At 40.2% G+C, this 12,521-nt stretch carries 19 protein-coding genes; 15 read left to right on the forward strand and 4 right to left on the reverse strand.

The genetic code is table 11. From position 1 onward, the window contains the following. From HYG89_RS06420 to HYG89_RS06475, 12 genes are all read left to right on the forward strand, one after another. Complete coding sequence (locus HYG89_RS06420) at positions 1-873, forward strand: DUF2303 family protein (RefSeq protein WP_178866739.1); 873 nt, start codon at positions 1-3, stop codon at positions 871-873. Between the two features lie 67 nt (positions 874-940). After that, on the forward strand, positions 941-1,195 hold the full coding sequence (locus tag HYG89_RS06425; protein ID WP_178866740.1) for a hypothetical protein: 255 nt from the start codon (positions 941-943) through the stop codon (positions 1,193-1,195). Beyond that, complete coding sequence (locus HYG89_RS06430) at positions 1,192-1,440, forward strand: hypothetical protein (RefSeq protein ID WP_178866741.1); 249 nt, start codon at positions 1,192-1,194, stop codon at positions 1,438-1,440. The genes HYG89_RS06425 and HYG89_RS06430 overlap by 4 nt, the downstream gene beginning before the upstream one ends. 2 nt (positions 1,441-1,442) lie before the next feature. Further along, positions 1,443-1,709, forward strand: coding sequence for a hypothetical protein (locus HYG89_RS06435; RefSeq protein ID WP_178866742.1), 267 nt, complete (start codon positions 1,443-1,445; stop codon positions 1,707-1,709). After that, positions 1,706-2,707, forward strand: coding sequence for a YqaJ viral recombinase family protein (locus HYG89_RS06440; RefSeq protein WP_178866743.1), 1,002 nt, complete (start codon positions 1,706-1,708; stop codon positions 2,705-2,707). The genes HYG89_RS06435 and HYG89_RS06440 overlap by 4 nt, the downstream gene beginning before the upstream one ends. Before the next feature lie 12 nt (positions 2,708-2,719). Beyond that, positions 2,720-3,733: a RecT family recombinase gene (locus tag HYG89_RS06445; protein ID WP_218644925.1), complete on the forward strand. Its 1,014-nt coding sequence runs from the start codon at positions 2,720-2,722 to the stop codon at positions 3,731-3,733. 49 nt (positions 3,734-3,782) lie between these two features. Further along, on the forward strand, positions 3,783-5,276 hold the full coding sequence (locus HYG89_RS06450) for a UvrD-helicase domain-containing protein (protein ID WP_178866744.1): 1,494 nt from the start codon (positions 3,783-3,785) through the stop codon (positions 5,274-5,276). Further along, positions 5,273-5,578, forward strand: coding sequence for a hypothetical protein (locus tag HYG89_RS06455; protein WP_178866746.1), 306 nt, complete (start codon positions 5,273-5,275; stop codon positions 5,576-5,578). Before HYG89_RS06450 ends, HYG89_RS06455 begins: the two co-directional genes overlap by 4 nt. Beyond that, the gene (locus tag HYG89_RS06460) at positions 5,578-5,925 is read left to right on the forward strand and encodes a hypothetical protein (protein WP_178866747.1); all 348 of its coding nucleotides are present in this window, start codon (positions 5,578-5,580) and stop codon (positions 5,923-5,925) included. Before HYG89_RS06455 ends, HYG89_RS06460 begins: the two co-directional genes overlap by 1 nt. Next, complete coding sequence (locus tag HYG89_RS06465) at positions 5,925-6,143, forward strand: hypothetical protein (protein ID WP_178866748.1); 219 nt, start codon at positions 5,925-5,927, stop codon at positions 6,141-6,143. Before HYG89_RS06460 ends, HYG89_RS06465 begins: the two co-directional genes overlap by 1 nt. Then, the gene (locus tag HYG89_RS06470) at positions 6,140-6,343 is read left to right on the forward strand and encodes a hypothetical protein (RefSeq protein WP_178866749.1); all 204 of its coding nucleotides are present in this window, start codon (positions 6,140-6,142) and stop codon (positions 6,341-6,343) included. The genes HYG89_RS06465 and HYG89_RS06470 overlap by 4 nt, the downstream gene beginning before the upstream one ends. 3 nt (positions 6,344-6,346) lie before the next feature. Next, complete coding sequence (locus tag HYG89_RS06475) at positions 6,347-7,468, forward strand: phage integrase Arm DNA-binding domain-containing protein (RefSeq protein ID WP_178866750.1); 1,122 nt, start codon at positions 6,347-6,349, stop codon at positions 7,466-7,468. Between the two features lie 569 nt (positions 7,469-8,037). On the opposite strand, the gene HYG89_RS06480 is transcribed toward HYG89_RS06475, so the two are convergent. The 4 genes from HYG89_RS06480 to HYG89_RS06495 form a co-directional block, all read right to left on the reverse strand. Beyond that, a complete protein-coding gene (locus tag HYG89_RS06480) occupies positions 8,038-8,421 on the reverse strand; it encodes a type II toxin-antitoxin system HicB family antitoxin (protein ID WP_178866751.1) in 384 nt (127 codons plus the stop codon). A gap of 2 nt (positions 8,422-8,423) precedes the next feature. Next, a complete protein-coding gene (locus tag HYG89_RS06485) occupies positions 8,424-8,612 on the reverse strand; it encodes a type II toxin-antitoxin system HicA family toxin (protein ID WP_004973562.1) in 189 nt (62 codons plus the stop codon). A gap of 132 nt (positions 8,613-8,744) precedes the next feature. Continuing rightward, positions 8,745-10,139: a class II fumarate hydratase gene (gene fumC, locus HYG89_RS06490; protein WP_167846017.1), complete on the reverse strand. Its 1,395-nt coding sequence runs from the start codon at positions 10,137-10,139 to the stop codon at positions 8,745-8,747. Between the two features lie 174 nt (positions 10,140-10,313). After that, positions 10,314-11,318 carry an SDR family NAD(P)-dependent oxidoreductase gene (locus tag HYG89_RS06495; RefSeq protein ID WP_178866752.1) on the reverse strand — a complete coding sequence of 335 codons (1,005 nt, stop codon included), beginning with the start codon at positions 11,316-11,318 and terminating at the stop codon, positions 10,314-10,316. 60 nt (positions 11,319-11,378) lie between these two features. Between HYG89_RS06495 and tusD the strand changes: the two genes are divergently transcribed. The 3 genes from tusD to HYG89_RS06510 all read left to right on the forward strand — a co-directional run bounded on the left by tusD (position 11,379) and on the right by HYG89_RS06510 (position 12,491). Continuing rightward, positions 11,379-11,747: a sulfurtransferase complex subunit TusD gene (gene tusD / locus HYG89_RS06500; protein ID WP_154320742.1), complete on the forward strand. Its 369-nt coding sequence runs from the start codon at positions 11,379-11,381 to the stop codon at positions 11,745-11,747. Positions 11,748-11,790: 43 nt separating this feature from the next. Beyond that, positions 11,791-12,141, forward strand: coding sequence for a hypothetical protein (locus tag HYG89_RS06505; RefSeq protein ID WP_004973555.1), 351 nt, complete (start codon positions 11,791-11,793; stop codon positions 12,139-12,141). Positions 12,142-12,206: 65 nt separating this feature from the next. Then, a complete protein-coding gene (locus HYG89_RS06510) occupies positions 12,207-12,491 on the forward strand; it encodes a DsrH/TusB family sulfur metabolism protein (protein ID WP_004973553.1) in 285 nt (94 codons plus the stop codon). The last annotated feature ends 30 nt before the right edge of the window (positions 12,492-12,521 follow it).

Raw genomic sequence — 12,521 nt, forward strand, 5'->3', positions numbered from 1 at the left:
ATGAGCGACTATAAACAAGCACATGATATTGGAATGCAATCACTTCAACGCGCAAATGGTATGCCGTTTGTTGTTGTACCAGAAGGTGGGCAAGTCAAAGCTTTTCCTGAAGTTTTGGAACGTCCTTTACGACTTGTCCAAAACGTAAATTTGCATACTGCTAAAGACTTTATTGCGTATGTGAATCGTTTTGCAGATCAAAACTCATTCATTTTCGTGAATATTTTAGGCGGAAAAATCCAAGCCATTCTGGATTATCACGAAGCATACCAAGACGATGCAGTAACGTCAGATCAGGCAAAAAATCAGCCTCGACACTGCAAGCACATTGCGAATTTTAATGTTGAGCAAACACCTGAATTTATCAAAATCCGTGAAGCTTCAGGTCGCAAATTTACCCAAACGGAATTCGCATTATTTCTTGAAGACGTAATGCCGTACATCAGTGAGCCTGTAGCTGCTGAACTTTATGAAATTGTACAAACCTTGTCTGCAAAAACTGGCGTCGACTTCAAATCAGGTATTCGCACTGACAACGGTCAAGTATCACTGACTTACAACGAAACCATCGAAGCGCGTGCAGGTGTAGCAGGTAATTTAACAATCCCTGAGCGAATTGTATTTGGCGTGAAGGCGCACCGTGGTGGTGAGCATTATGCAATCCCTGCTCGTTTCCGTTACCGCATTAACCACGGCAACTTAACCCTGTGGTACGACATTGATCAGCTTGAAAAAGCGATTGAAAAATCAATGGAAGATACCGTGGATTATATCAAAAACGGTAAAGCGAATCCTTTTGCAGATGATGAACCTGTTGAGATTTTACCTGGTGTGCATTCGTTCGTGACGGTGCTTGAAGGTTGTGCAATCTAAATTTTGGAAACTAAAAAGCCCCGACTGTCTGGACAACCGCGGGGCCTGCTCTAAAGCGAGATCAATTATGAGTCAATACCCTTCGCATAGCAATACGCCACAGTTTGACGCTAACAAAAGTCAAACATCCGAATGTCTTTATCAACATCCTACACATGAGGATATTTACGGTAAGCCATCAAATTTTTTGAGTGATTTTTTTGCTTTCGCATTGTTGTTTGGTTTGTTCTTCGGAACTGCATGCATGTTTATTCTTGCCGCTGAACGCGAGTCTGCCAAGCAGGTTGAGCGCATGGTTCAAATTGGGAGTGTAATGAAATGAATGCCACTCAAACTGTACCAGTAGGAACTACTCATCATGCTCTCATAAATGGTGAAACGCTAGAGTACTACTGCTCTAAAACCAATCAAAAATTTACCAATGGCCGATGGGTTAATTTGGAAAGCAAATTTTTTCCAACATGGTTAGCCCCTATCAATCAAGCGCCTACACAAGTAAGTCGTGGTTATGTGCGTTCTGAAATTTATCCTCGTAAACACGTTTCTGGCGAATATCAGGGAGATTGATCATGAAAATTGAAGAACAATTTTTTGTGATTAAAAACTTAACTACTGGACGTTTTGTTTTTAACTCAAGTCAGCACACGCACACGATTCCAGCTTTTACAAAAGTTCTTCCTGATGCTCAATGCTTTGAAACAATTGAACATGCTGAAAAAGCTATTAATCGCATTAAAGCTTTTTATAAAGCACAAGAAAGCATAAAAGCGAGCGATGAGCTTTTAATTTTTCAATTAACTCGTACGCATACTATCACCAAGGAGTTTCACCCATGAACACACAAGTTGATCGTGACCAATTCCTTGCAGGTCGTAAAAAAGGTATCGGTGGTTCAGACGTTGCTGCAATCCTTGGTTTTAGCCCATATAAATCACCATACCAATTGTGGTTAGACAAAACTGGTCGTAGTGAACGTAAAGAATCACAAAATGAATCAGCTCATTTTGGCAATTTACTTGAAGATGTTGTCGCTAAAGAGTTTTCACGTCGCTCAGGCATGAAAGTTCAACGCATTACCCAGCAACTTTCATTAGCAGATCAAGGAGAACCTTGGGCAATTGGCAACATTGACCGGGCTGTTATAAATCCTGAGATTGCTGGGAACGTTCGCTATAAAAAGAATGATGAAGGCATATATCGCCTGACCACCGATATGATTCTGGAGTGCAAAACGGCTTCTGAATATTTATCAAAATTATTTGGTGAAGAAGGTACAGACCAAATTCCTGATTATTACCTAACACAATGCCTTTGGTACCTAAAGATTACAGGTACAAAAGTTTGCTATTTAGCTGTGCTGATTGGTGGTAACAAATTTCGTATGTATCGCATTGAGCGTGATGAAGAGCTAATTGAATCTATTTTTAGACAAGTTAAAGCTTTTTGGTTCAACCACGTTATTGCCGATGTACCACCTGACCCAACTTGTTTTGACGATGTGTTACATCGTTGGTCTAAGCATGTTGTAGGTAAACAAGTCGAAGCGACTTTTAACCAAATCAAACTTGGTGAAGAACTTGTGACTGTGCAAAACCGCCAAAAAGCAGATAAGGCACGTGAAGATGAGATCAAGCTAGAACTCGTATCTTCAATACAAGATGCTGAAATGATGATCAGCCAAGGTAAAACCCTTTTCACCTACAAAGAACAATCTTCTACACGTATCGATAGCACGCTACTGAAGAAAGAAGAACCAGATTTATTTGCGAAATACAGCAGAACAACTAGTACCCGTGTTTTCCGTATTTCCAACAAATTTAAAGAAACAGTTTAAGGAATTTTAATTATGACTACTCAATTAGCTACCCAAAAAACAAATCAAGTTGGTTTCTCTGCATTCGATTTAATGATGGATGAAACTGTCATGGCACGCTTTGAGCGTACTGCTGAAATTATGGCAGGCTCACGCATGACAGTTCCAAAACACTTACAAGGTAATGTGGGTGACTGTATGGCTATCATCATGCAAGCAGCACAATGGCAAATGAACCCGTATGCAGTCGCGCAGAAAACTCACATGGTCAACAATGTCTTGGGTTATGAAGCTCAATTGGTGAACGCTGTCATCACTTCACGTGCACCAGTAAAGGAACGCTTACACTTTGAATGGTATGGCGATTGGTCAAAAGTAAATGGTAAAGATGATAAATCATCTAATCTTGGTGTACGTGTTTCAGCAACACTACGTGGAGAAAACGAACCGCGTGTACTTGATATTTCTATGGCTCAAGTAGGGTCTGTGCGCAACTCACCACTATGGTCAGCTGATCCACGTCAACAAATCGCATATTTAGCAACTAAACGTTGGGCACGCCTGTACTGCCCTGATGTGATTCTTGGTGTTTATACACCTGATGAAGTCATTGAACGTGAAGAAATAGATATTACTCCTCAAGTGCAGCCTGTTAAAAAGCATGCAGGTGTTAGTGGTATGAAAGAGCAGCTTAAATCACGCGAAGAAGTAGAAACTGTGATTGAAATGGATTCTGGTCCTGCATTTGATGTCAATGCATTAATAATGCAAATCAATGCAACCGAAACACTAGAACAGTTAAAAGTAGTCAGCAGTACCGTACCTACCGATTTAGGTGAACCTGCTCAAACGGATATTAAAAATGCTCATGGCTGGCAAAAGTTCTACCTGCAGCTGATTGTTGATCTTGAAGAAGCAGCTGATGTTGAAACTATCAATAAGATTATGGGTGAGCGTTTTGAACCTAATACATCAGGCTTAACTGATATTCAAATCGACAAGATCAACGCAATTTACGAACGCAAAGCAGCTGAATTGACTCCTTAACTTTGGCATGGTGCCCTCAGCAATGAGGGTACCAATAGTGAGATTAGACATGAATCCAACTATTGAACAACAACATGCCATTGATATGGCGTTACAAGGACAATCTTGCAAAGTTACTGCATACGCAGGAGCTGGTAAGACCTCTACCCTAAAACTAATTGGCAATGCAAAGAAAGGCCAGCACGGTATGTACCTGGCTTTTAATAAAGCCATCGCAACTGAAGCACAGTCTAAATTTAACCATAATGTTAAATGCAAAACCTTCCATAGTCTTGCTTATAACTCAGTACCCCGTTGGCTTACCAACAAATTAAAAAATCGTCGCTTAATGGCGAATCAATTAGCATCGCGCCATGATCTCGAAAATTATCAGGTACCTGTAGCACTGGTTAAACAACGTGGCGAAGATGATAAAACACGATTGTTCAACTCTAAACGAATGGCCACAGCAATGATGAATGCAGTCGGATATTTCTGCCGTTCAAATTATGCTGAAATTCAAATATCGCACGTCTACGCTGCCTTGCCTGATTGGATGGATGACACTTATCGTGCTGAATTAGCGAATACCCTACTACCTAAAGCTTACGACTATTGGAATGACATTCTTAATCCTACGGGTATTAACCGATTGGAGCATGACCACTATTTAAAATATTGGGCATTAAGCAATCCAGTCATCAATGCGGACTTTATTTTATTTGATGAAGCGCAGGATGCGGACCCAATCATGTTGAATGTACTCAACAATCAACGTGCACAGGTAATATATGTTGGGGATCGTCACCAACAAATCTATGCTTTCCGTGGGGCTGTTAATGCTATGCAGTCACTGAATATTACGGAAACACGTTTAAGCCAATCATTCCGTTTTGGGGAAAACATTGCCGATTTAGCTAATAAAATTTTGTTCAATGTTTTAGATGAAGAAATTCCATTACGTGGCTTTGAACAGATTGATTCTCATGTTGGTGAAATCACCGATATGGTTGCAGATGCTTTTATCTACCGAACAAATGCTGCAGCCCTCTCCAATATGGTTGAACTGGTAAAAATTGGACGTGAACCACGTTTAGAGGTAGATACTGGCTCTTTACTCAAAAATATTGAGGATGCTAAAAAAATTAAGTCTGGTATCAAAGTCCACGATGGCAGTGTATTTGAAGGCTTTTCTAGCTGGGAAGAAGTTACTGAATACACAGAAGAAGTAACAGGTAATGACCTAAAGCCTTTGGTCAGTTTAATCAATAAAGTTGGTGAGCATGCATTAATCGAGGCATTGTTAAAAAGTAACTCTAATGACTTTGACTGCATTGTTACAACGGCACATAAGTCCAAAGGACTTGAGTTCAACAAAGTAAAACTTGGTGGTGACTTCTTTTATAAAGAAGCTGTTGAACCAGGTGAAAAAATCTTAACCGATGATGAAGCCCGTCTACTCTATGTCGCTGCTACACGAGCTAAAAAACAATTGGACATTTCAGCTTTAAATCCATTGTTCAAAGGTATTGGCTATAGCACCCAAGCTGAGGTGGCGGCATGATGACCCGAATCCCCCATAAATTTACCAACCTTTTTTCATATTGGTTGCACTGCGATGGCTACAAACCACAACTTAAAAAAGATGCATTGGTGATGCGTCGTGGCGACAGTGTTTTGAAAATCTTCTGTCACAAAGGACAAGCACAGCAAGACTATTTAATGAATGAAGCGTGCCAGCGCAAATTTAAACAGTTTTGTAGATGCTATTTAAATGAAGCAGCTGATTTTTTTACGCGCTTAGAACGTGAAGCAAATGCAGAACTCAGTCGTGCTAAAAATTTTAATTATTTGATGGTGGCGTGATGGATTCAGTGAAATTAATTTTTGAAGGTTATTCAGATGATAAGTTCGGTGAAACTAATCACTTTAATGATGATTATGATAACTGTGCTTCTGGGAAGCCTATTGAATATTTAGTGAAGTCAGGTGAATACGCAATTGTAGTAACTGGTCACTTTTGCCCTAACAACTCTGGAACATGGATGATTGGAGTCGCCAACCATGACCCAGATTGCGAGGATGTTGATTTTCCAAAGTGGCCGATGCGCATTGAGCCACAAGATTATCGTAATGGATTCCAACCAAGATTAGTAATTGAAGCTCCAAGAGATGTTGAAATTAAGTGTTTTCAACGGAATGAGGTGGCGTGATGGATGTTCAGAAAGAAAGAGAAGCGTTTAGCAGATGGGTTTTAACGCATCCTGATAATCTTGATATAACCAGTTATGAAGAAAATATCATGTTTGATGCATGGCAAGCAGCCAAGGAACATGAGGCAAATAAGCTAGGTCAAGAGATTGTTACTCATGATCGCTTGCAAGAGCTTATTGCAATTGGCGTTGAGGCGGCACAGGAGCAAAGCGAATGACCTGTTTAATTAAAGTTTCTGAATTTATTAAGCGGGTATATGGAGAGGATGGAACACCTCCTACTCGCCAAACAATTGTGCGACAATGTCAACTAGGTAGACTCCCTGCCGAACAAAAAGGCAAACTGTGGTATATCAACTGGAACGTTTATCAAAAGCAAACTGGTAATGATTTAGTTGATAAGGTCTTAGGAAACTAAGAAATGACTCGTCCTCGCACCAAGCGCAATAAGGATTTACCTGCCAACCTATATAGAAGCGGTGTCAACACTTGGAGATACCGCCACCCTATTACGGGTAAATTTCACGGTATGGGTGATGATAAGTCCAAAGCAATTATTGCGGCACGTAAACTTAATGATCTGCTAACCCCTGCTACCGATTTAGTTGCATCTGTCATGGGTGAAGTGACATTCGGTGAATTTTCTAAAAAGTTCTTAGCTGAAAAACGCAGAAAAGACGGCAGACCACTTGCCCCAAATTCTCTGCGAACATACACTCACAGCCTAAGCCGTTGTGATGAATGGGAAAAATTACCACTAAGTTCTATCACTCTTTTGATGGTGAACAATCTTCTTGATAGTTTGTCAGCGTCAACAAGTATTGAAACACGTAGCCTGCTTATTCAAATTTTCGATTTAGCAATCAGTAAAGGTTTGGTCCCTGACAATCCAGCTGCACAAACGATTAAACGTTATCGAATTAAGCAGCGTAAACGCCATACGCTTGAAGGCCTTGAAGCCATTCGTAATGTAGCACCGCAATGGTTAAAAAATGCAATCGATCTTGCGCTTTTAACAACGCAAAGACGTATTGATATTGTCAACATGAAATGGTCAGACATTTGGGATGGATATTTGCATGTCGCCCAAGCGAAAACCACCGATGACCCCGAGGACGATTTCGAATTACTCGAAGGTGCTGGATACGTTCGCATAAAAATTAATGCTGAACTTCAAAAAGTTTTAGATCGATGTAAAGACGATGTGGTTAGTCCTTTTATCATCCATCGTGTGCCAAAAGGTAAAACCAAAAATAAAAGCCAAACCAAAGCACATTGGACGCAACTCGAAGCGCAATATGTTTCACGCGAATTTCTTAATGCTGTTAAGAAAGCAAATGCCTATCCTGAATTAAGCGGTAGACAGTTACCAAGCTTCCATGAGATCAGAGCATTAGCAATTCACTTGCATAAAAAAGCAGGAAAATCCGCTCAAACATTAGCAGGACATGCCTCAGAAAAAATGACAGAGAGATATGCATCTGGTCATGAAATTATATGGAATGATGCAGATATAGGAATCGATTTACCGTTTTCAAACTAAGCTCCTTCGGGAGCTTTTTTATTGGCTGTGCTGACACAAAATAGCCTTGCAAAACTATATTATAAGTCCTTGTTTTACATAGTTTACATAAGCACCCAAATTGACATATTTTTCAATAATTTTAACCCTATTTTTGTTTTTAAAATCAAATAGTTAATTTATTATGAACGATACAATAAATAAATTGAGAGCATTGAAAATTTCCGTAGTTAAGATATTGAGTTGCTTATAAAAAAATTAAATTTTGCAAAATAAATGCAAAACTTTAGCAAAACAGTATTTTGAAGTATTGCGTATTCTAGCAATTATGGCAGCTTAATCAATGTAAGTTGAATAAGGAACGGACATAAAAGAAAGCATCTAAAAGTGGTTAATGCGACTAAATGACGGGTTTTGAACTATTACATTTAGATAGCACCTTGTAGCAGCCTATTCTGCCGTTATGCAAATTATGTCTTTACACCAACACATAAATTTAAAATCGTATTAGGATGAATTACCCCTCTACATTCAAATTAGGTGCAATAGAAAACCCAGCATTTAGGCTGGGTTTAGTATATTTTACTTGATTAATGCAACGCCATTTCCGCGCTTTTAGCTAAGAATGCCGAACGGCTTAAATGTTGTTTTTTTGCAACAGCATCAATACGTTTCACTAAAGCTTCTGGCATGCTGATATTAATACGAATAGACTTTGTATTTACTTTTGTTGTATCAATATCAACTAACAACCAAAACCCCCCCCCAAATCGCTCATCACCTAACCATTGCTCTGGGCTTGATGGTTCTGGTAACGGAATATCTTCACCATCAAAGTGAACTTCAACCGCTTCCTGTGCCATGCGCTGAATATCTTGCATCTCATCTGCTGCGCTAAAGCATCCATCAAAGTCAGGAAAGGTTAAACCGTATGCGCTATCTTCATCTTTGTGAACATATACTGGATATAACATTTTTACCTCCACTCCCAACCAGCCTGTTTATATATATTGCGTAGAGTTCCTATTGGCATATCTTTACGTGGATGTGGTACCACAACATGTCCAGGCTTTTCAGGATGCTTATACTTTTCATGGTCGCCTTTACCACCCACTTTGTACCAGCCTTCCTGCTCAAGACGCTTAATAATGTCTTTGCTGTTCATTGTGTAATTATACACAACATAATTTTAATAAGGAAGGATGCCCAAAATTTTCCCTGATTTTCATAAACAAAGTCTGTGTCTACCTCGCATCATGTGCAGACAAACACAGACCTTGAATTTGTTTAAAACTGATTACTTGGTATTCGGTGCAATCATTTGTTCAGGACGTACCACTTCATCAAACTGCTCTGCTGTGACCAAATTCAGCTCTACTGCAACTTGCTTTAAGGTTTTATTTTCCTTATAAGCTGTTTTAGCCACCTTCGCTGCATTCTCATAACCAATTACAGGATTCAAAGCGGTCACTAACATGAGTGAATCATGCAAAAAGTGATCTATTTTTTCACGGTTTGCTTGAATGCCAACGGCACAATGCTCATTAAAGCTATTGCAGGCATCACCCAAGAGTTGAATAGATTGCAATAAGTTATATGCGATCACTGGCATAAATACATTCAGCTCAAAATTGCCCGATGCACCTGCCACGTTAATCGTGGTGTCATTGCCCAATACCTGTGCAACTACCATGGTCATCGCTTCGCTTTGTGTTGGATTAACCTTACCCGGCATAATACTTGAACCAGGTTCATTTTCTGGAATACGCAACTCACCAAAACCACAACGCGGGCCACTGGCTAACCAGCGAATATCATTGGCAATTTTATTTAAACTCACCGCCAAAGTTTTTAATGCACCCGAAGCAAATACTGCAGCATCACGCCCTGCCAAAGCCTCAAACTTATTTGGTGCAGTCACAAAAGCTAAGCCTGTAAGCTGTGCCAATTGCTCCGCTGCCTGTACCGCATAATCAGGATGTGCATTTAAGCCTGTACCGACTGCTGTACCACCAAGCGGCAACTCATACAAGCCTGTTAAAGCCTGTTCCAAACGCTTTAAACTATGATCTAATTGAGATACATAGCCACTAAATTCCTGCCCTAAAGTTAATGGTGTCGCATCTTGTAAATGTGTACGTCCAATTTTGACAATTTCAGAAAATTCTTCACTTTTCGCATGCAACGTATCGCGCAAACTCTTTACTGCAGGAATGAGCAGTTCATTAATTTGCAAACTCGCTGCCACATGAATTGCAGTTGGAAAAGAATCATTGGTCGATTGGGCGCGGTTGACATGATCATTCGGATGTACAGGCTTTTGTGCACCTAAAGGATTCCCCAGTTTTTGATTGGCGATATTGGCAATCACTTCATTACAGTTCATGTTACTTTGCGTACCCGAACCTGTTTGCCACACCACCAAAGGAAATTGACTGTCCCACTGCCCTGCAATGACTTCATCTGCTGCACCGACAATGTACTGCGCCAACTCTTGCGGGATTTGCCCTAAGTTTGCATTGGTGATTGCCGCAGCTTTTTTAACCAAACCCATAGCGCGAATCATGGCGCGTGGTAAACGCTCATTGCCAATTTTGAAATTTTGTAAGCTACGCTGAGTTTGTGCGCCCCAAAGCGCGTCATTCGGAACTTCAACTTCACCCATGGTGTCATGTTCAATACGTGTTTGCATGTTCAGCCTCATTCCCTCGTGATTTCGTTATGATGTCATGTATTCTTATATTGATCTTATAAAAACCAGACAATCAAGTAAATGATAATTATTATCAATAATTCCGTTGCATTGTATCTGTTTCAGCTATGAGGCTTCGTGAATCGCCTTTCAACGAATGTTATAGCGCTGCTTTTAATGCTTGAGCGTATTTTGATAAAAATGCCATTCATCTTCTAGCATTTTTTCCAGACTACGTTTTGGCTGCCAGTGTAAATACTGTTGTGCTTTATCTACGACTGCACCCAACTGATCCAACTCAGGATATTCATAATGAATTGCAGGAACTGTAGCAATCTCAGTGTCAGTCACTTCACTAATACGTGCAAGTAATTGCTGAATTGAAACCACTTCTCCTGCAATATTAAAGGCTTCACAGCTATGTGTTTGCTGAAATAACCAATGCAGACTTGCGATTACGGCTTCACAGGCATCGAGTACGTGTACAAAGCTGCGTTCTGCGGTTTGATCTGCAGTATTGGCTTGCTGACGTAGCTCAATCGCTTCACGCTGCTGTACTGCGACTTGCATCGCCAAAGGAATAATATTTTTAGGTAATGGAGCAACGACTTCGCCTAAAATACCGTGTTCAAACGCGCCAGCAATATTACTCAAGCGCAAAATAGCGATATTCCATTCATTGTCGGTTCTAAAAGTATCGCGGATGATTTCTTCAACCATCTGCTGAGATTTCACATACGGATTGGCATAGGTGTAATTAAAACTCTGGCTTTCTTCCAGATTCAATCCTGACTTGCCATAGACCGCTATACTTGAAAGATGCACTAAACGACGCACACCTGTACGTTGCATGGAACGCAATAAACTCATAATACAACTGACGTTATCGTTATAATATTCCAGTGGTTTAAGCACCGATTCTTCTAAAGATTTAAACCCTGCACAATGCACCACCGCAGTAATCGAATATTGTTCAAAGACTTTGTTCAGCGCAGGCGTGTTTCTTACATCTAATTTGGCAAAAGGCACATAACGCCCTGCAATATATTCAAGTCGCTCTAAGGTCTGCATACTTGCATTGGATAAATTATCTACAATAATAACCTCTTGCCCTTGAGCCATTAGGCTTAATGCAATGTGTGAGCCTATAAAGCCTAAACCACCAGTCACTAAAATCATTTATACTACCTTTTTTATAAAGTCTGAATGCGCCTTGGCACATTGCATTAGTGAATTTTGATGAGCACCTTATTACTAATAACCTCCGCACCAACCTCTATTCATGCATGGCATGCACTCGGTCTTGCTCAAGCCTTACAACAGAAAAATGAGGCTTTTCGTGTGTTTTTTTATCAAGATGGCGTTGCTGTAGCGAATGAGTTGCAATGGGTACCCGATGATCAACGCAACCTCAAAACAGAATGGCAAAAATTGTCTATTCGTTTACCCGTATGTGTAAGTGCCGCACTGGCACGTGGTATTAGCGATGCAGACAATGCCAAACGCCATCAACTGAGCCAACACAATTTAGCCGCAGGCTTTGAATTGGTTGGCTTGGGCGAACTGGCCGATGCAGTGCAAAGCACAGAACGCCTGATTCAATTTTAAGCGATTCATTTTGTAAATCTGTTGCATTTAAAAGGTAAATTGTGTGAAAACTGTACTCGTGGTTTTACGTCAGGCCAATTTAAACAGCTTACAAGTGCATGAAAGCTTGTCTGCAACAATGGTACTGGCAACTTTTGGTTGTGAAGTCAAAGTATTATTACAAGATGCGGCATTAAGCCTATTACAGTCAGAACTGGCTTTTGATTCACTAAAACATGCCTTTAAAGTGGCATCCAACTTGGTTGATAGCTTTGAGTTTTATGACCTCAGCCCAATTTTGATTGAAAATAAACATGCTAACTCGCCGTTTATCAAAAATACGGTACATGAGATTGAATGGGTGGAACTGAATCGGGAGCTGATTCAAACCTTTGATCGAGTTTTATATTGGTAGGCTGATCGGTGGTTTAACAATCTGATTGATCATTTGACCATATCTAAACATCTAAAGAGAAAAACATGTCTGACGCAAATTTATATTTAATCCAAGCGAGCTTTGATAGCACCGCAACAATTTTAGCAGAGCTAAATGCCTTATATGCTCCGCAAGACAGCGTTGTACTTATGGGTGATGCGGTATTGCATCAGCAACATCCACTCTGTGCCCAGCTAGACAAAATATATGTACTGGAAAATGATGCAGAAATATTGAATGGTCATTTGGCGGAAAATGTACAGCCGATTAATTATGCAGCTTTTGCAACGCTGTGTTTAGCACATCAGCGCTGTATCAGCTTAAAATAGCAAGCCGTAATGATATGAAACCAATGCAAA

Origin of the sequence: Acinetobacter sp. SwsAc5 (assembly GCF_013391485.1) — a bacterium.
In the GTDB taxonomy this organism is placed as follows: Bacteria; Pseudomonadota; Gammaproteobacteria; order Pseudomonadales; family Moraxellaceae; genus Acinetobacter; species Acinetobacter towneri.

Coding starts and splice junctions, on each gene's coding strand:
- HYG89_RS06420 (WP_178866739.1), top strand. CDS start 1: ATGAGCGACTATAAACAAGCACATGATATTGGAATGCAATCACTTCAA.
- HYG89_RS06425 (WP_178866740.1), top strand. CDS start 941: ATGAGTCAATACCCTTCGCATAGCAATACGCCACAGTTTGACGCTAAC.
- HYG89_RS06430 (WP_178866741.1), top strand. CDS start 1,192: ATGAATGCCACTCAAACTGTACCAGTAGGAACTACTCATCATGCTCTC.
- HYG89_RS06435 (WP_178866742.1), top strand. CDS start 1,443: ATGAAAATTGAAGAACAATTTTTTGTGATTAAAAACTTAACTACTGGA.
- HYG89_RS06440 (WP_178866743.1), top strand. CDS start 1,706: ATGAACACACAAGTTGATCGTGACCAATTCCTTGCAGGTCGTAAAAAA.
- HYG89_RS06445 (WP_218644925.1), top strand. CDS start 2,720: ATGACTACTCAATTAGCTACCCAAAAAACAAATCAAGTTGGTTTCTCT.
- HYG89_RS06450 (WP_178866744.1), top strand. CDS start 3,783: ATGAATCCAACTATTGAACAACAACATGCCATTGATATGGCGTTACAA.
- HYG89_RS06455 (WP_178866746.1), top strand. CDS start 5,273: ATGATGACCCGAATCCCCCATAAATTTACCAACCTTTTTTCATATTGG.
- HYG89_RS06460 (WP_178866747.1), top strand. CDS start 5,578: ATGGATTCAGTGAAATTAATTTTTGAAGGTTATTCAGATGATAAGTTC.
- HYG89_RS06465 (WP_178866748.1), top strand. CDS start 5,925: ATGGATGTTCAGAAAGAAAGAGAAGCGTTTAGCAGATGGGTTTTAACG.
- HYG89_RS06470 (WP_178866749.1), top strand. CDS start 6,140: ATGACCTGTTTAATTAAAGTTTCTGAATTTATTAAGCGGGTATATGGA.
- HYG89_RS06475 (WP_178866750.1), top strand. CDS start 6,347: ATGACTCGTCCTCGCACCAAGCGCAATAAGGATTTACCTGCCAACCTA.
- HYG89_RS06480 (WP_178866751.1), bottom strand. CDS start 8,421: ATGTTATATCCAGTATATGTTCACAAAGATGAAGATAGCGCATACGGT.
- HYG89_RS06485 (WP_004973562.1), bottom strand. CDS start 8,612: ATGAACAGCAAAGACATTATTAAGCGTCTTGAGCAGGAAGGCTGGTAC.
- fumC (WP_167846017.1), bottom strand. CDS start 10,139: ATGCAAACACGTATTGAACATGACACCATGGGTGAAGTTGAAGTTCCG.
- HYG89_RS06495 (WP_178866752.1), bottom strand. CDS start 11,318: ATGATTTTAGTGACTGGTGGTTTAGGCTTTATAGGCTCACACATTGCA.
- tusD (WP_154320742.1), top strand. CDS start 11,379: ATGAGCACCTTATTACTAATAACCTCCGCACCAACCTCTATTCATGCA.
- HYG89_RS06510 (WP_004973553.1), top strand. CDS start 12,207: ATGTCTGACGCAAATTTATATTTAATCCAAGCGAGCTTTGATAGCACC.